Below are 17,419 nucleotides of genomic sequence, written 5' to 3'. Positions count from 1 at the left end.
ATCAGCACCTGTTGCGTCGCACACTGCATCGTTCCGTTCCCTGCTCATCTGTTAAAACCGGCATTTACTCAAATACCTGTTTCCCTATTCAGATCGCTCTGTTATGTCGCCATGCTCTTTCCGAATTTTTATCGCCGGATTGTTTCCGTAACTTGCACCCAATGAGTAATAATGTAATTATTTCGGTAGAAAACCTCACCAAAAGTTACGGTCAGTTCCAGGCAGTAAAAGGTATTACCTTCCAGGTGATGGAAGGTGAGATATTCGGATTATTAGGCCCCAACGGTGCCGGAAAATCCACTACCCTGGAAATTATTGAAACCCTGCGGGAGAAAAGCGGGGGCACCGTTACGGTTGATGGTTTTAACCTGGATACCCATCCCAATAATATTAAAAGTGTAATAGGTGTGCAACTGCAGGCCAGCGGTTATTACCCGGGCTTAAACCTTTTACAGCTGATTGAATTATTTGCCGGCCTGTACCACAGAACGGTGGATGCAGAAGCGTTACTGGAATCGGTGAACCTGTTGGATAAGGCCAGATCAAAATTCACCCAGTTAAGCGGTGGCCAGAAACAACGTTTTTCAGTAGCCACTACCCTCATCAATAACCCGCGTATAATATTCTTAGACGAGCCTACCACCGGGCTCGATCCGCAGGCACGTCGTAGTTTATGGGACCTTATTAAAAATATACGGGAACAAGGTACTACGGTTATCATCACCACCCACTATATGGATGAGGCAGAATACCTGTGCGACCGGATCGCCATTATTGATTCCGGCAAAATAGTTGCCCTGGATACACCCGATAAATTAATTGACGACCTGGTAGCATCCGGTTTTGAAAGGCCCAAACAGGTAAAACTGGCCAACCTTGAAGATGTGTTCATCCACCTGACCGGCAAGAGCCTGCGGGATGAATAAACCATTCCCCTGAACTTTTAGCTATCCCTGGTGTTAACTTTTCACTTATTAATTTTTACTTTATAATATGTCCATTCAAAATAAATTAAAAGAATTTATGAGCAGCAAAATACAGGCGCAGAAAGATGCGGGAGCAGCTTTTTTGCAGGTAAACAAACAGCAACCCGGTGTAATTGAATTACCCGAGGGTATACAATACGAAGTAATTAAAGAAGGAACCGGCAAACAACCCAAACTCACCGATACCGTAACCGCCCATTACAAAGGCTCTTTACTGGACGGCAAAGAGTTTGATAGCTCTTTTAAACGCAACCAGCCCTTTTCAGCTCCTTTAACGGCCCTGATCAAAGGCTGGCAGATCGCTATTCCTTTGATGAAAGAAGGCAGTCACTGGCGTTTATGGATCCCATCGGACCTGGCTTATGGTGACAGGGGTGCAGGTGGCGATATACCCGGTGGAGCTACCCTTATTTTTGAAGTGGAACTTTTGAGTATAAGATAAAAATATTGGTGCTTAAAAAGATCAGTGAAGTAATGGTTTGTGCAGTTAGATTAAAACTAACCAGAACAAAACGATTATGGCAGAGGATTTACGTTACCCCATCGGGCAATATGTGCCGCAGCCTTTTTCTATTGAAACCAAGGTAGAATGGCTGGCAGATATAAAGTTTCTTCCATTGATATTGGAAAATGCAGTACTGAACCTGGACGAAGGCCAGTTACATACGCCTTACCGCGATGGCAGCTGGACTGTTCATCAATTGGTACATCATATTGCGGATAGTCATACCAACGCCTATTGCCGTTTTAAACTCGGGCTTACGGAGGATAATCCTACCATCAAACCCTACGACGAAAACCAATGGGTGTTATTACACGATGTGGAGAAACTGCCCATTAATATTTCACTTACCTTATTACATGCCCTGCATGCCCGGTTATACGAAACGCTGAAGTATGTAAGTGATAACGACTGGAACAACCGGACCGTTTTTCACCCCGAACATAAAAAAACCATGCGGTTATGGTATCTCCTGGGCATGTATGCCTGGCATGGCAAACACCATGTTGCCCATATTAATGCCCTGCGCGAAAGAATGAAATGGTAAATACGCCCACATATGAAATGGAAAGTACTGTCATCGGAATATTTGTTTAAAGACCTCTGGTTCAAAGTAAGAAGGGAACGTTGCGAGACCCCGCAGGGGAAAATTGTAGACCCGTATTATGTATACGATTTCCCCAACTGGGTAACAGTTGTTCCCGTTACGGAAGAGGGCAAGATCATTATGATAAAACAATACCGCCATGCCCTGGGTGAGGTTTGCCTGGAAATACCCGGTGGATGTATTGATGATACGGATCCCAACCCCGAAACAGCAGCGCTGCGTGAATTAAAAGAAGAAACGGGTTATGTGTTTGATACACCTGAGTTTTTAGGTACTATATCTGCCAACCCTTCTACCAACAGTAATATCATGTACATGTACCTGGCCAAAGGCGGTAAAAAAATGTACGAACAGCAACTGGACCATAACGAGGAAATTGAAGTGGAGCTATGGAGTATTGAAGAAGTGAAAAAAGCCCTGCGGGAAAACAAGATCATGCAAAGTATGCACGTTACCTGTCTCTTATACGCTTTTGAAAAAATGGGCATCCCCGGCATGCAATAAAACCTTACGCCCTATACCTTAACCCCTCTACCTTAACCCCTATATCTTACACCTTACGTCCTTCAACCTTACACCTTCTCCCCTTCCCTATATCCCAAACTTCTGCGTATACACTTTACCGTTTGCCAGCTGCAGGCGGAGAAAAAACACTTTTTCATTTACTTCCAATCTAAATACATAACTATCCTTATCAATATCCTTTTGTTCCACCACCCTATGGCCTGATGCCGACCAAACCATCAGTTGTTTTAAATTAGTAGTGCACTTAATCGTTATTTGACGGCCGTTGGTATATATTTGGTAAGGAGGTTTGGCATTGGTATTTTGTTCGGTGAAGGATACCGGCATAGCCCTGCTGCTTTTTTGCGCCATCAGCGGCAGGCAAAAAGCCATTACAAGCACCAGGATCATTACTATTATTTTATGCATAACCGGCAAATACGAATAAACAAGAAGTGTAATGTATTACAACGGCAATAAAGGCTTAAAATTGCCGCATATTTCTAAATAAAATGTTATGACTATACAGGAAGCACAGGACCAGGTAGATCACTGGATTAAAACAGTAGGTGTACGATACTTCAGCGAGCTGACCAATATGACCATATTAACGGAAGAAGTAGGCGAGCTGGCCCGCATTATGGCCCGTACCTATGGTGACCAGTCCTTCAAAAAAAGTGACCAGCAATATAAGCTGGCCGATGAAATGGCTGATGTATTATGGGTATTGATCTGCCTGGCCAACCAGACCGGCGTGAACCTGACAGAAGCTTTAGAAAACAATTTTGAAAAAAAGAATATACGAGACAGTAACCGTCATAAAGAGAATCCTAAATTGCAATAACACATCGTGTTTGGCACTATTTTTTTATTCAACTATATATGCCAGTAAAATCAATATGGAATATCATCAAGCAATCAGTATCTGATTTTATCGATAACCGGGTATTGAAGTTAAGTGCCGCATTGGCGTATTATACTATCTTCTCCTTGCCCGGACTGGTGATCATCATTATCTGGGTAACTGATATTTTTTATGGCAAGCAAGCCGTAGAGGGCAGCGTATACGGACAGATAGAAGGCCTGGTAGGCAAGGATGCTGCCCTGCAAATACAGGAAACCATACGCAACGCCACTTTATCTTCAGATAGTCACCTGGCAACCATTGTGGGTTTAGCCACCCTTATCATTGGTGCTACCAGTGTATTTGGAGAAATACAGGACTCTATTAACCTGATATGGAAATTAAAGGCCAAGCCTAAAAAAGGCCGCGGCTGGTTAAAGCTGATCATTAACCGGTTATTATCTTTCTCCATTATTATATCCTTAGGTTTTTTATTACTGGTATCATTGATCGTTAATGGTGTAATGGATGCCATTATCGGAAAACTGACCGCTTCCTTCCCCGATACCCAGGTGATGCTGGCTTATATATTCAATTTAATTTTCACCTTCTTAGTAACGGCCTTTTTATTCGGCTTAATATTTAAAGTATTACCTGATGCCCGTATAAAATGGAAACATGTACGTGCAGGTGCTTTTACCACCGCCCTCTTATTTATGGGTGGTAAATTTTTGATCAGTTATTATTTAGGTCAAAGTAAAATGTCCTCGGCATATGGTGCTGCAGGCTCCATTATCGTTATGTTATTATGGGTATATTACTCCTCCATTATATTATACTTTGGTGCGGTATTTACAAGAGTATATGCCATTCATACAGGTTCACAAATTTACCCGAGCCAATATGCAGTATGGATTGAACAGGTAGAAATAGAAAATAAAGAAGCATTGCCCACCGCTGTGGAGGAAATTGACAGCACCAGGGAATCAATCAACGATACTACAACCTGATCATTATTACCATCCATTACTCCGTTCGCTGAAACAGGAAACTACAATCACCAAAATACTGATTACTACTTCCGCCTAAGGGGAATAGTTCGTTGGTAGCCGAACCGCTTACGGAACCGGTAACTTTTATATTACCCGATATTACCGGGAAAGAACCCACTCCGTTACCGGTTTTATTACGGGCATAAAAATCGTCGGTAATCATGGTAATCACATACTCTTTGTCCTTTACCAGTGGCAGCGGGGTAATCGCTTGGGTTATTACCGTATTGGCAGCAGTTACTTTCACGGTTTCCACCCGGACTTTAGTACGGGTAGTTTTATCCCAGAAAATCACTTTTACCGCATCATTGGCAGCAGGCATTTTTATTACCAGGCTGTTTATTTTACCGTTTACCAGGGGCACAAAACTCATCCCGTATTGGGCCATGCCACCTAACTCGTTTATCCAGACAAATGTTTCCTGGCTATAAAAGGACCGGGCAAGAAAACCCGGCAGCGGATCTTCTTCGCCATAAACAACCGGTTCGGGTTTATCTTTTTTACTGCAGCCGGCAAGCAGTACCAGTGTAAGTGCTAAGCCAATAAATTTTTTCATGTAAACAGGTTTAGGGTTTATTTTTTTTAATAAACCAAATGTATTGAGCCTGTTCACCCTGTTCAAATGTGATCGACAAAGGGCGTGTTGAAATCGTTAAAGGAAAGAAATAAGGACCAGTAGATAACCTTTATCGGGAATGGTGATGTCCGGCAGCTGAATAATGCGTTACAGCTGAAGGGCTGCCCGACTGGCAGTAGTAGCTGCAGCGGCCCTATTCCTGCAGGAAGAACCCTGGTACTGCGCTGCACTACTACCAAAGGCGGGAACTGCAGCTGATGGTAATACAACCGGTGACAGCCCCATAAAACCATATAAAAAACCAAGAGCCACCCCAAAGGGATGGCTCTTGCAAAAATATTCAACGTTATATGTTATACACGGAAGTGAGCAAAAGCTTTGTTCGCTTCAGCCATACGGTGTGTATCTTCTTTTTTCTTAAATGCAGCTCCTTCGCCTTTGCTTGCAGCTACAATTTCATTCGCTAATTTGTCGGCCATGCTACGTCCGTTTCTTTCACGGCTATAACGTACCAACCATTTAATGCTTAATGAAATTTTACGATCGGGACGTACCTCAGAAGGGATCTGGAAAGTAGCACCACCGATACGACGGCTACGAACCTCAACCGCAGGAGTAACGTTAGCCAAAGCTTTTTTCCAAACCTCGTATCCGTCTTCGCTGGTTTGTTTGGCTACTTTATCCAAAGCGTCATAAAATATATTAAAGGCGCCGCTTTTTTTACCCTCCCACATCAGGTTGTTAACAAAACGGGTAACCAGTTTATCATTAAACTTAGGGTCTGGCGCTAAGGGCAGTTTTTTTGCTTGTGCTTTACGCATATCTGACTATTGTTTGAACAGAACAGTAGGTTTTCACCTGCTACTCTTATTATTTTTTAGCTTTTTCTTTTTTAGTACCGTATTTAGAACGGCTTTGTTTACGGTCTTTCACACCCGCGGTATCCAATGAACCACGTACAATGTGATAACGTACACCTGGTAAGTCTTTTACACGACCACCTCTGATCAGTACGATCGAGTGTTCCTGCAGGTTATGACCTTCACCGGGGATATACGCAATAACCTCAATTTTATTAGTCAAACGAACCTTAGCTACTTTACGTAACGCAGAGTTTGGCTTTTTAGGGGTAGTTGTATATACACGGGTACATACGCCACGACGTTGCGGGCACTGATCCAAAGCTCTTGATTTACTCTTGGCTTTGATAATTTCTCTTCCTTTTCTTACTAACTGTTGAATAGTCGGCATTCCTAATGCTTTATTTTTGGGACGGCAAAGGTAGGGCGTTACACGTTAAATACCAAAATATTCAGGAAAACTTTGAAAAAAAGTCCACACCTGTTGATAAACTACGCCAATACAAGCCTTTATAAGCCATCATTTTTAAAAATGGTAGCTGAAAACAGCCACCGGGTTTGTTTGTTTTATACTTTCCACATCCAGCCGTTGTTGTCAGCGGCTCTTCCTTCGCGAATATCACTTAATTGTTTTTTTACACCTGTTGATACCGGGTAGTTATTGGTATCAAAAGTCATAGCAAAACCTTTGTAATTCAACTCTTTAATAGGGGCAATTACCGCAGCGGTACCGGTACCGAACACTTCGCTTACTTTTCCGGCCTTGTACGCTTCCACCACCTCATCAATGCTGATGCGGCGCTCATCCACCGTTATCCCCTGCTCCTGCAGCACGCTGATCACGCTGGCACGGGTAACCCCTTCCAGTATTGTACCTTCTTCTAATGAAGGTGTAACAGCTTTACCGTCAATTACAAAGAACACATTCATCATACCCACTTCCTGTAACCATTTATGCTCAAAAGCATCGGTCCACAATACCTGGTCAAAGCCGTCTTTTTGCACCCGGCTTACCGCGTACATGCTGCCGCCATAGTTGCCGGCATTTTTGGCAAAGCCCACACCACCCGGAGCGGCACGGGTATATTTTTCCTCTACCGCAATACGCATGGGGTTAACAAAATAAGGTCCGGTGGGACTTAAAATGATCAGGAATTTATAGGTAGCCGAAGGGCGCACGCCTAAAAACTGGTCGGTAGCAAACATAAAGGGCCTGATATACAGGGAATGTTCTGCCTGGGAAGGGATCCAGTCCTTATCCAGGCTGATCAGCTGGCGCATGCCTTCCATAAATATTTCTTCCGGCACCTCGGGCATATTCATGCGTACGGCCGAATTATTGAAACGTTTAAAATTATCAGCAGGACGGAAAATGTAGGCATTGCCATCATCATCCTTATAAGCTTTAATACCCTCAAAAATAGCCTGGCCATAATGTAATGCTGCCAGTGACGGATCTAAACTAATGGACTGGTAAGGCTTGATACTCACATTCTTCCACTCCCCGTTCTCATAATCTGCTTCCAGCATATGATCGGTAAATACACGGCCAAAAGGAATATTTTCCAGGTTGGTATCCTGTAAACGGCTTTTAGCTACCTTAGTCAAAGCAATTTCTAACGATGTATCTGTCATAACTTGTCTATTTTTGGGCTTTAAAAGGGTTCAAAGAAACGAAAAAGCTAACAATTGTTAGCAATTAAATCATAAATAAATGTCTCTCAACAATATACAACTGCCTTCTGCACTGGTTGCCGACCTGTACCCGCATTCACTGATCCAGGACGCGGATGCAAAGATAATGCAGCCTGCCCAAGCTATTGCCCCGGTTGTAACAAATAATGAAAAAGAAATAACCCCAACCCCGGTAATGCCGGTTGCGGCTCCTCAAAATACCCTGCCGGCGGCACCTGTGGCACAGCCGGCACCGGCACCAACCCCGGCGCCTGTATCTCCTGCTGCCGATGCACCGCAATGGAAAAGCCTGGGCCAGAATGCCAGAAATATTTTAATACTGGTAAACAACCCCGGTATTACCTTCTTGCCCGATGAGGAACTGGCTTTTTTAACCCAGATGCTGCAGGCCTGTAAACTGAGCCTGGGCGATGTGGCCCTGCTGAACCTGGCACAATACACCCAAACCGGCTACCAGCAAATATTGCAGCAATTTAACAGCAAAACCGTGTTTTTATTTGGTGTAAGCCCAGGCGAATGGGAACTGCCCATCAATTTCCCCGCCTTCCAGGTACAGCAATTTGATGGCCGGAAATTTTTACACAGCCCCGGCCTTGGTGAAATGATGAACGATAAATTATTAAAAACAAAACTCTGGGCCAGTTTAAAAGCTATCCTGGGTCTATAATTTTGTTACCGGCTGCAGTACCTTGATGGAGCTGTTGTTGCGACGCTCCGTTCAACTGTAGTAAGCCTATTGAGCAAAGCGCTCGTCATGCCGACGCAGGAGGCGTCCCTTGCCGGCTAAAGCCTTTCCGGTTTCAGCGAACCTCTCCTGCGTCGAGGTGACGTAACAGGCATAACACTATCTAAGCTATCATTATCTTTTACCCAACTTAATATTGTACCCCACCTGCGCACTAAAAGGTACCGTAGGTGTGGTTTTAAAATCCTGCGTTAATACCATACCGCCCTTTATATACACATCACTTTGTTTAAAACTATACCCGGCCTGCAGGTTATAATAAAAATTACCGCCGGTTGCCGGCTCATACCAGCCGTCCTCTACCGCAGGAAAGTTTTCTTTAAAGGCTTTGGAATGTTTAAAATTGGTCACAATAGCTTTATCAAAACCTGCTTCCCCGGCCACAAACCATTTTTGCCGGTAATACCCTATCACGCCTGACATATCCGAACCAAAATTCAATAAACGTACCGATGGGCTGCCGTAACGCCGGAACACGCCATGTACCTGGGCGGCAAAAACAAGACCGCCAACATCAAATAATCTTACCTGTGCACCTATCCTGGTTTTAAAATCATCAAACAACTTATTTCCTGAAGGAAAAGCATAAGTGGCATTCAGCAGTATGGGCATTTTAGCACGTAACCGGTAACTGTAACCGGCGCCCAACCCCAGGCCATAATCCCAGCCTGCATTCAGGTTAAGCTGGTGTTTATAATCGTTAGTCGCATTGGCCCAGTTTACACTCTGTGCCTGTAAAAAAGTAGTGGATAAGGTCGCGCCGGTCACCAGCAACATCCATAGTTTTATCAATTTCATCTTCCGTTTTTTTATTTGTAATGGTAATGGGTAAGGAAATAATTATCGCAGCGAATTAAAGTAAGCAAGTACCACGGGGTATACCGATGGCCATTTGAAATAAAACATCTCATGACCCGTTCCTTTAATCTCTACCAGTGTTTTGCGGGTAAATTTTGCGGCTTCTTTTGTAGCAAAGGACAAGCCATAGGCTTTATTGTTTTCGCCGTATAAAAACAATACCGGTGGCTGGTACAGGTGCATGTTTTGTGTAAAATCAAAACCTTCTTTTTCTGATATGTCCACCAGGCTGTTCAATACCACCGCGCCGTTTCGCCAATAGGGCGAAGGGCCTTCTATACCTTCAATATTATTACTGCCGTATACAAAGGAGGAGTGCACATTCAGCTTATAATCCAGTATTGCATGTTCATTTTCCTTGCCGGTTAAAAACTGGTCCAGGTAAAAAATATCATTGGATACTTCTTTAAACAATTCCGTCTTCCTTGTTTTTTTGCCGTACTCCTTTAAACTTTCATAGGTAAACCCGCCCGGTTCGGCAAATACCGCCCCGTTTACAGCCGTAGGATATTTATTAATAAACCCTCCGGCCAGCATACCACCCCAGGAATGTCCTATTAAAAAAACTTTCTGGGCAGCCGAACTCCTGTAATGCGCAATGACGGCTTTCAGGTCTTCAAACATCAGGTCAATGGTATACGTTTTTTTATCGTGCCGTTTGGACAGTCCGGAACCCCGCTGATCGTAAAACACCACATAATAACGATCATTCACCAGTTGTTTTACGGCTAAGCCGTTTCGGTAATCGGCTCCCGGACCGCCATGTAAAAAAATAACCATCGGGTCGGCAGGATCGCCAAAAGCCTCGGCATGTAACAGGGTGCCGTTTACAGAAATGGAGGGAATTGCCGGATCCTGGTCAACCGTTTTTTGTACCAGGCGTCCCGGGTCATTAATTTGCCTTTCTTTGGAGCAGGCCGTTAATAGTAACACACTTACTAAAGCCACCGTAAAAAATTTCATACAATGCATCTTTTTTGTTTTAAAAAATCTTTGCAAAGATGATCCGGTCCAATGGCCTTATCGCCCCACCATGTAAAGTGGAACCATGTTGTAGCCTGTTATAAAACAAGCTCAAATAATTAATTACTAATATATTATGAAAAGTGGTACGCCATATTTATCCAAAATGGCACATAAAGCCAGGTGGCATTACTGACCAGTAACGGAATCGCTATCAACAGCAGTGTTTAACTGGTTAATATATTGAGTAGGAGAAAGACCCGTTGCTTTTTTAAAATTCCGGTTAAAAGCGGTCTTGGAATTAAAGCCGCATTCAAAAGCCAGGGCCAGAAAAGTATATTGTTTATTATCGGGCTGGCCCACAATTGTCTTAAACTCCTCAATCCGCAGGTCATTGATATAATCGTAAAAACTTTTGCCTGCATAGGTATTAATCACCTGCGACAGCACATTGGGATGTAACTGTAATTCCTGTGCCAGGTCGCCCAGGGTAAGTTCGGGGCTTTTAAATAACTGTTGCCGGCTCATTAACAACTGTAAGCGTTCATACAGTTTAAGCCCCTCTGTTTCGTTCAGGGAAGAGTGCTGGTATTTTATTTTCTCCGTTTTTTCCTCCCCCGTCTTTGCTGATAAAGGCGGCAATATTTTTTCCGCTATAAGCACCGGTTGTTCAGCGGGCGGTGCAATACCCGCTTCTGGTGCCGGTAAAGTATCATTAACCGGGCTCATTAACGATTTATTACTGAACACCCCCACCTGCCGGATACCAAAAAAACCAAGAAAAAACATATACAATACCACGGTGCCGAATATATACAGATCATGCAGCCCGGCTAAAATCACGATCCATATAACAGCAGTACCATAAATCAAATACCGCAGCCAGTTCAGGTTGATCCTTTCGGTATTGGAAAATTCCTGTTCAATACGTTTGCTATGCCGGCGCAGCACCAGGTAAGAGAGTATAATATAAACAACGCCCGATATACTCAACGTGATCAGCACACCTTCTACCAGGTTTTCATAACCCGCGCCGTCGTGCTGGTACACATATATTTTATCGGTCAGGGGCAGGCTGAAAAAAGGTACCAGTAAACCAAGCACCACCACAAAGGGCAAAAAATGCAATAAGCTGCGGGCTGTAAGCCTCCGTGACTGGGTAACAGCCAGGGTATACAGGAACAAAAACGGTCCCTGTAATAAAGGCATCCCTATCTCCATGCCTAACAAATACGGGAAATGCACATAATTACCGCTGGTGTGCACATAAAAAACGGTCAGGTGAAAGCCGGTACAGATCAGCCATGCCGCCAGTATCTTATCCGCCAGGGATTTATTCTTCTTGCTGATGAGCAGCAGGGAAAGAAAAAAAGTAATAATGATACCGCTTAAATACAACATGGTTTCAGGCCTGTTAAAGCCGGACAAAGATAATGGATAGCACTGTTTGTATACTTTAATTTGACCAGGCAGTATTACACACCATTCCTATATATTACCCAGCCAAAACCCTGTTAACTTCCTGACAGATAATCGGATTTTTACCGATTATCTATTTAAAATCAATCATTCTTTCTTACGTCACTATTCTCTTTACCAACTAATCTGCACCAGTAGTATATCCTCCGCTCACTTCCCACCCTATACCCTACACCTTACATCTTTTACCTTACCCCTGTCCTCCTCCTCTCTTTTCATACTCTTTCTCATAAAAACTCCTATCTTGCCCGTCATGAAACTAGTTTTTGCAACCAATAACCAGCATAAGGCCGACGAGATCAAGGCCCTGTTACTGGAAGGAATAGACATATTAACACTGAAGGAAGCGGGTATATTCATTGATATTCCCGAGCCGCATGATACGCTGGAAGCCAATGCTACCGAGAAAAGCAGTACCATTTATAACATGATCCAAACCAGCTGTTTCAGCGAGGATACCGGCCTGGAAGTGGAAGCCCTGAACGGCGAGCCGGGGGTGAAAAGCGCCCGTTATGCCGGCGAAAACCGGTCCTTTGATGATAATATCACCAAACTACTCACTAAATTGGAGGGGCAGCCTAACCGCAAAGCCCGTTTCAGAACCGTTGTTTCCCTGATTATTGAGGGTAAAGAAACCCAATTCGAGGGTATTTGCGAAGGCAGCATTCTCACCGAAAGACAAGGTAGCGGCGGTTTTGGTTATGATCCCGTGTTTATAGCCGACGGTGCGGATAAAAGTTTCGGCGAAATGACCATGGAAGAAAAAAGCCTTTACAGTCACCGGAAGAAAGCAGTTGAAAAACTGGTCGTATTTTTGAATAACCTTACAGCAACAACAAAACAATAAATTTTGAACGCAGCAAGCAACCTAAACATCGCGGAAAGCGACTTAATTAAAGGATGCCTGGATGGCGACAGGCGTATGCAGCAGGAACTGTACAACCGGTTATCTGCCCGTATGTACGCTGTTTGTCTCCGTTATGCCTCCAATACTGAAGAAGCTGAAGATATTTTACAGGAAGGCTTTATTAAAGTTTTCAGAAAACTGGACAGCTACCGCGGCGACGGATCTTTTGAAGGATGGGCCCGCAGGGTATTTGTAAACACGGCCATTGAGCATTTCCGCCGTAAAAAATACCTGCAGCCGGTTACCGAAAAAGAAGAAAATACCATTGAAGGTAAATATGTATCGGTACTGGACGACCTCGGCGAAAAGGACATCATGGACCTCATCAGCCAGTTATCACCCGGCTACCGCACCGTTTTTAACATGTACGTGGTAGAAGGCTACAGCCACAAAGAGATCGGTGATATGTTAGGCATCAGCGAGGGTACCAGCAAATCGCAGTTATCAAGAGCAAAAGTTATTCTTCAGGACCTGGTAAAAAAGCACCTCGACGCAGAGCGCAACGCAAAATAGTTTCATGAACCACGCTAAACATAAATTGTATAACCACGAAGTTCAACCTCCAAATAATACCTGGAGCAAGATCGAGCAGGCATTGGATGATGCCGGCAACGGGCAACAATTTCCCCAAAAACTATATACAGCCGAGGTAACAGCACCTGCAAACAGCTGGAACAACATTGCCGAAGCCCTGGATAACGATGCCTATACCGGTATAGCAGAAAAATTACAGGAGGCTGCCGTAGTTCCGGGCGCTCATAACTGGGAGGCTATTGCCACACAATTAGCGGCTGACCCCTATTTGGACTTAGGCAAAAAACTATATAATACCACCGCTACCCCGCCATTAAATGCCTGGGAGGCCATTGCTGCACAATTACCGGCACCGGCTTCTGCTCCGGTACCTGTAACAAAACAAACAGGCAGGGTAATACCTTTTTTACGTTATGCGGCAGCAGCTGTTTTAATCGGCCTCACTGTTTTTGGCGCTTTCAAAGTATTTGGTCCGCAAACAAAAAATACCGATGATCAGCAACTGGTTAATACTAACATACCGGCCAACGCAACAACTCCTGCTATCAGTAACCCCACCGTTAACGATACACAAACTACCGGCAACAATACCGCAGTTTTACCTGTACAGAACGAAACTGTAAACACCCCTGTACGTAACCGGGGTACAAACAACTACCAGCACACTGTCAACAACAACAGCGATCGTATCTATGCCTCCAATAATGCCGACTATTCGGCTGACAGGTATGTAGCATTTATGACCCTGGACGGTAATATTGTACGCATGTCCAAAAAAATGGAGGACATGATCTGTTGTGTAACCGGCGCCGAAGTAACCGGCGAGTGCAAAACGCAATTACAAAGATGGCAGGAAAAAATTGCCGATGCACCTATTGTTGCCCCCGGCAATTTCATGGATATCTTCAGCCTGGTTAATACACTGAACGAAGGAGAGTTATAAAATTTTCCAGGGGGCTTTCAGCTGCGCCACTATGGTCAGCTATAGTTCCCGCTGTTCGCTGCTACTCCGCCACAGCCCTCCCCTGCAAAGCCTCAGCGGGGTATCCGCTGCCATCGGGCAGCCCTTCTGCTTATCATCCCGTTTCAGCTATTACCCAACTTATACACTTAAGCTTTATAAAGCTTCTATAAGGGAAATACCAATACCGGTAAAACAATCATCCGCACAATTATCAGGTACATAACCACAAGCAGATATAAGGCCGTTGTTCTTTGCTTCAAAATAAGTCGTGGTTCCTGATCGTTTTTTTAACCAATCGTTTTTTGCTTTCTCATATACCTGGTCCAGTGTTAAAAAAGGAGTAGCAGGTGTATCCGTATGTGCGCCCACCATAGCCCCTGTTTCTGTCCAGCTTAAATACTCACTTATATCCTTACCCGTTTGTTGCCTGAATGCGGCTGCCGTTAAATTGATCCTTGCCAATACCTCATCTTGTTTAGCCGGTGTCCAGCCCTCAGGCGGCATTACTACCCCTGCATAAATGGTATAGGCAAACTTTCTTTCAACCGCAACACCCGCCTGCACTTTTAAGGTAGTGGTCCATGAACCTGAAGACCAGCTTGTACCGGATACTACAAACCGGTAATTGTTATTACTCGATGCCTTAAAAGCCTTCCACGATCTGTTACTTTTTTCAAAACTGCTTTTATACTCTATGTCTTTTTTACAGGCGATAAAGCCTAACATTACTACAAAGGCAATTACTAATGTTCTCATGTTTACTGGTTCTGGGGGTAATAAAATAAATATGCCGCCTGTCTGACAACCTGCAGCGCACAAGCGTTGCACCAGCCTTATACACACAATTCCTACGGTATTAAAAATATTCCCGATATTGTTGCGCTAAATAAAATATATGGCCCGTTTAAAGCTTATCATCCCATCACAATTCTCCTTTACCACACAAATACCTGTACGCATTACCGATGTTAATTACGGTGGTCACGTGGGCAACGATGCTATTTTAAGTATCATACACGAGGCCCGCATGCAGTACTTACAGGCCAATGGATACAGTGAGATCAGCTTTGAAGGTGCAGGCCTTATCATGTCCGATGTGGCCATTGATTTTAAAAACGAGGTGTTTTATGGCGATACCATCATTGCTCATGTAACAGCCAACGATTTTGCCAAAGTAGGATTTGATATTGTATATAAACTGGAAAAGATTAAAGATGATAAAACCATACCCGTGGCGCTCGCCAAAACAGGCATGGTTTGTTACGACTACCAGGCCCGCCGTATTGCTGCAGTACCCGAAGTGGCTGCCGCTAAACTATCGGCTCCCTTATCGTAATAATTGCAGGGTTCCTTTCCGCAGCGGCGATCCGTCGTGCAGGTCAAGCATATACACATAGGTACCTGTGGGCTGCTCTACGCCTTTATATCGACCGTCCCAGCCAATATTAATACGCCTGCTGTTAAATACCACCTGCCCGTAACGGTTATATACAGCCAGCTCAAAATCGGGGTAAGCGTGTAATGCCGGTATAATCCATACAGGGTTATGGTTATCCCTGTTAGGCGTAAAAGCATTGGGAATATAAATATCCTTATACACAAATACTTTTACCTGGTCTGTTGCCACACCACAGCCATCCTTACTGGTTACCGTGATAGCATATACCGTATCCACCAGGGGTGTTACAGCGGGTTGTAAGGTCGTGGTATTATTAATGGCATAATCCGGGGTCCAGGTAAAAGCCAGGTTTTCACCAGTAGCAGTAGCCTGTAAAACCTCCGTGGTATTTTGTATTATATATTTATCCGGGCCTGCATTAACGGTGGGTACCGGTATCACCCGCACCCGCACAGCGGCAGTATCCGTACAATTAAAACTATTAAAACCAATTACCTGGTAGAGAGTAGTAACCAAAGGACTGGCGGCAGGATTATCCACCAGCGCATTGTTCAGGCCTGTTGCCGGCTTCCATTCATAACGGTCCGTACCCGATACCTGTAACTGAATAGTACTGTTAATACAAATGGCCGTATCGCTAAAACCTGTTTGTATCACGGGCTTGGGATGTATCACCAAATCAACACTATCTACATGCTTGCAACCATCTATATTAGTCACTTCCACATAATACCGCCCGGTATGCGTGGTTTGCGCCATGGTTATTGATGCACTGCTATTGGTTGCAGTAAAAGTACCGGCCTGGTTATACCAGCTATAACTATTACCACCAGTTGCCGACATGGTAGCGGTGGTTCCGGCACAAATGGGTGTATTCTGTTGCGTAGCAGTTACCGGGTTAGCGGCTACTCTCACCGTTAATGCTTTTGACACAACACGACACTGTACTACATTTAAGTTACCCGCTTCTGCAGCAGTTAACCGGTAACTATAGGACCCCACCGGTGTAGAACTGATAAAAGCTACTGATAAACTGGTGGTATTCTCGCCGGCAATATCCTGCCAGCCGGTAGTCCCGGTATACTGCTGCCACTGATAGGTGGGGTTAATATATCCTGCTGATAAAGTAGCATTAAACTGGAAATTATCCGTTTCGCCTTCACAAATGGTTACTTCCGTTTGTGAAAAACCGCTGATAGAGGGTGTTAATAAAGGCCCGCAGGGCTTAAAGGTAATATCATCCAAAGCCAGGTCATTACCGCAGCCCCCGGGTGCATTATTCACCATGCGTAATACCACATCGGTTACACCGCTGGGTGTGGTAAAATAAAATCCATACTGTTTCCAGGTAGGGTTATTGTCCGATTGAATGGTACCCGTATTATATTGCTGTAACACTACACCCGTTGTACTTTCTATACTAAAAGTGAGGTTAGGTTGTGTGGGATTAGGACTGCAGGCAGTAGGCTTTAATACATTGGCTATCCAGGCGGCAAATTCAAAAGTAGTGCCACTACACAAACCCCGAACAGTGTCTACATAAAATTCGCCCGGGTTATTAGAGGCATTCACCAGCATAAAATAGCCGCCTGTATTGCCGGTATGATCGGCAGTAAGGTTATGCCAGGAGCCGGAAAAACAGTTGAGTGTATTATTGCGGATGGTATAAGAGCCGTCACTGGGACAATCGGCGCCTATATAACTGTAATTGGTAACTGATGCAGGCAAAGGCGCGCCGGGATTACTGCCCGAACCAAAAGTAATATTAACAATAGGGTCGCCTAAACTGCCGGAACACAGTTGTGCCGTCAGCCATTGGCAGCTTAATAAAGCAAGTAGTAAGAACCCTGTTTTTTTTAAATAATGCACCTGCAAGCCTTTAACTATCTATAAGTGTAGGCTGTAAGATAATTTTTTTTAGCAGATGCAGGAAGAATATCCCT

The 17,419-nt window shown here is 44.2% G+C and carries 21 protein-coding genes; 11 read left to right on the top strand and 10 right to left on the bottom strand.

Translation table 11 applies throughout. The features are described 5' to 3' along the window. Positions 1-161: 161 nt before the first annotated feature. The 4 genes from ACFS6H_RS10415 (at position 162) to ACFS6H_RS10400 (ending at position 2,599) form a co-directional block, all read left to right on the top strand. Positions 162-926 carry an ABC transporter ATP-binding protein gene (locus ACFS6H_RS10415; RefSeq protein ID WP_386098040.1) on the top strand — a complete coding sequence of 255 codons (765 nt, stop codon included), beginning with the start codon at positions 162-164 and terminating at the stop codon, positions 924-926. Between the two features lie 67 nt (positions 927-993). After that, positions 994-1,428: an FKBP-type peptidyl-prolyl cis-trans isomerase gene (locus ACFS6H_RS10410; protein WP_386098038.1), complete on the top strand. Its 435-nt coding sequence runs from the start codon at positions 994-996 to the stop codon at positions 1,426-1,428. Between the two features lie 76 nt (positions 1,429-1,504). Beyond that, a complete protein-coding gene (locus ACFS6H_RS10405) occupies positions 1,505-2,035 on the top strand; it encodes a YfiT family bacillithiol transferase (RefSeq protein ID WP_386098036.1) in 531 nt (176 codons plus the stop codon). Positions 2,036-2,047: 12 nt separating this feature from the next. Beyond that, the gene (locus ACFS6H_RS10400) at positions 2,048-2,599 is read left to right on the top strand and encodes an NUDIX hydrolase (RefSeq protein WP_386098034.1); all 552 of its coding nucleotides are present in this window, start codon (positions 2,048-2,050) and stop codon (positions 2,597-2,599) included. Positions 2,600-2,686: 87 nt separating this feature from the next. Here ACFS6H_RS10400 and ACFS6H_RS10395 read toward each other — a convergent pair whose 3' ends face one another. Continuing rightward, a complete protein-coding gene (locus ACFS6H_RS10395) occupies positions 2,687-3,010 on the bottom strand; it encodes a hypothetical protein (protein ID WP_386098032.1) in 324 nt (107 codons plus the stop codon). A gap of 106 nt (positions 3,011-3,116) precedes the next feature. On the opposite strand from ACFS6H_RS10395, the gene ACFS6H_RS10390 reads away from it, so the two are divergent. After that, positions 3,117-3,443 (top strand): nucleotide pyrophosphohydrolase, encoded by a 327-nt coding sequence (locus tag ACFS6H_RS10390; RefSeq protein ID WP_386098030.1) that lies wholly within the window; start codon positions 3,117-3,119, stop codon positions 3,441-3,443. A gap of 38 nt (positions 3,444-3,481) precedes the next feature. Then, a complete protein-coding gene (locus tag ACFS6H_RS10385; RefSeq protein WP_386098028.1) occupies positions 3,482-4,453 on the top strand; it encodes a YihY/virulence factor BrkB family protein in 972 nt (323 codons plus the stop codon). A gap of 16 nt (positions 4,454-4,469) precedes the next feature. Here the strand turns inward: ACFS6H_RS10385 and ACFS6H_RS10380 are convergent, their stop codons facing one another. From ACFS6H_RS10380 to ACFS6H_RS10365, 4 genes are all read right to left on the bottom strand, one after another. Then, positions 4,470-5,051 carry a hypothetical protein gene (locus ACFS6H_RS10380; RefSeq protein ID WP_386098026.1) on the bottom strand — a complete coding sequence of 194 codons (582 nt, stop codon included), beginning with the start codon at positions 5,049-5,051 and terminating at the stop codon, positions 4,470-4,472. A 374-nt stretch (positions 5,052-5,425) separates the two neighbouring features. Beyond that, positions 5,426-5,893, bottom strand: coding sequence for a 30S ribosomal protein S7 (rpsG, locus tag ACFS6H_RS10375; RefSeq protein WP_386098024.1), 468 nt, complete (start codon positions 5,891-5,893; stop codon positions 5,426-5,428). Between the two features lie 49 nt (positions 5,894-5,942). Continuing rightward, complete coding sequence (rpsL, locus tag ACFS6H_RS10370; protein ID WP_386098022.1) at positions 5,943-6,323, bottom strand: 30S ribosomal protein S12; 381 nt, start codon at positions 6,321-6,323, stop codon at positions 5,943-5,945. Between the two features lie 176 nt (positions 6,324-6,499). Beyond that, positions 6,500-7,567, bottom strand: a complete 1,068-nt coding sequence (locus ACFS6H_RS10365) for a branched-chain amino acid aminotransferase (RefSeq protein WP_386098020.1) — start codon at positions 7,565-7,567, stop codon at positions 6,500-6,502. Between the two features lie 79 nt (positions 7,568-7,646). Here ACFS6H_RS10365 and ACFS6H_RS10360 point away from each other — a divergent pair, with 79 nt between their 5' ends. After that, positions 7,647-8,294, top strand: a complete 648-nt coding sequence (locus ACFS6H_RS10360) for a hypothetical protein (protein WP_386098018.1) — start codon at positions 7,647-7,649, stop codon at positions 8,292-8,294. Between the two features lie 192 nt (positions 8,295-8,486). Here ACFS6H_RS10360 and ACFS6H_RS10355 read toward each other — a convergent pair whose 3' ends face one another. The 3 genes from ACFS6H_RS10355 to ACFS6H_RS10345 all read right to left on the bottom strand — a co-directional run bounded on the left by ACFS6H_RS10355 (position 8,487) and on the right by ACFS6H_RS10345 (position 11,594). Further along, a complete protein-coding gene (locus ACFS6H_RS10355) occupies positions 8,487-9,170 on the bottom strand; it encodes a hypothetical protein (protein ID WP_386098016.1) in 684 nt (227 codons plus the stop codon). A gap of 42 nt (positions 9,171-9,212) precedes the next feature. After that, positions 9,213-10,193 carry an alpha/beta fold hydrolase gene (locus tag ACFS6H_RS10350; protein WP_386098014.1) on the bottom strand — a complete coding sequence of 327 codons (981 nt, stop codon included), beginning with the start codon at positions 10,191-10,193 and terminating at the stop codon, positions 9,213-9,215. A gap of 189 nt (positions 10,194-10,382) precedes the next feature. Beyond that, positions 10,383-11,594, bottom strand: a complete 1,212-nt coding sequence (locus ACFS6H_RS10345; RefSeq protein ID WP_386098012.1) for a helix-turn-helix domain-containing protein — start codon at positions 11,592-11,594, stop codon at positions 10,383-10,385. A 331-nt stretch (positions 11,595-11,925) separates the two neighbouring features. Here ACFS6H_RS10345 and rdgB point away from each other — a divergent pair, with 331 nt between their 5' ends. From rdgB to ACFS6H_RS10330, 3 genes are read left to right on the top strand one after another with little or no spacing between them, the layout of a single operon-like run. Next, positions 11,926-12,519: an RdgB/HAM1 family non-canonical purine NTP pyrophosphatase gene (gene rdgB, locus ACFS6H_RS10340; RefSeq protein ID WP_386098010.1), complete on the top strand. Its 594-nt coding sequence runs from the start codon at positions 11,926-11,928 to the stop codon at positions 12,517-12,519. 3 nt (positions 12,520-12,522) lie between these two features. Then, complete coding sequence (locus tag ACFS6H_RS10335) at positions 12,523-13,092, top strand: RNA polymerase sigma factor (RefSeq protein ID WP_386098008.1); 570 nt, start codon at positions 12,523-12,525, stop codon at positions 13,090-13,092. Positions 13,093-13,096: 4 nt separating this feature from the next. Continuing rightward, the gene (locus ACFS6H_RS10330; protein WP_386098006.1) at positions 13,097-14,056 is read left to right on the top strand and encodes a hypothetical protein; all 960 of its coding nucleotides are present in this window, start codon (positions 13,097-13,099) and stop codon (positions 14,054-14,056) included. 174 nt (positions 14,057-14,230) lie between these two features. On the opposite strand, the gene ACFS6H_RS10325 is transcribed toward ACFS6H_RS10330, so the two are convergent. Next, positions 14,231-14,833 (bottom strand): hypothetical protein, encoded by a 603-nt coding sequence (locus ACFS6H_RS10325; RefSeq protein WP_386098004.1) that lies wholly within the window; start codon positions 14,831-14,833, stop codon positions 14,231-14,233. 139 nt (positions 14,834-14,972) lie between these two features. Here ACFS6H_RS10325 and ACFS6H_RS10320 point away from each other — a divergent pair, with 139 nt between their 5' ends. Continuing rightward, the gene (locus tag ACFS6H_RS10320) at positions 14,973-15,413 is read left to right on the top strand and encodes an acyl-CoA thioesterase (protein ID WP_386098002.1); all 441 of its coding nucleotides are present in this window, start codon (positions 14,973-14,975) and stop codon (positions 15,411-15,413) included. On the opposite strand, the gene ACFS6H_RS10315 is transcribed toward ACFS6H_RS10320, so the two are convergent. Beyond that, positions 15,405-17,345, bottom strand: a complete 1,941-nt coding sequence (locus ACFS6H_RS10315; protein ID WP_386098000.1) for a gliding motility-associated C-terminal domain-containing protein — start codon at positions 17,343-17,345, stop codon at positions 15,405-15,407. The two genes, ACFS6H_RS10320 and ACFS6H_RS10315, sit on opposite strands and share 9 nt — an antisense overlap. Positions 17,346-17,419 lie beyond the last annotated feature (74 nt).

This window comes from Terrimonas rubra (genome assembly GCF_042686025.1).
Classification (GTDB): domain Bacteria; phylum Bacteroidota; class Bacteroidia; order Chitinophagales; family Chitinophagaceae; genus Terrimonas; species Terrimonas rubra.
This window is presented reverse-complemented; position numbering and strand designations above follow the sequence as displayed.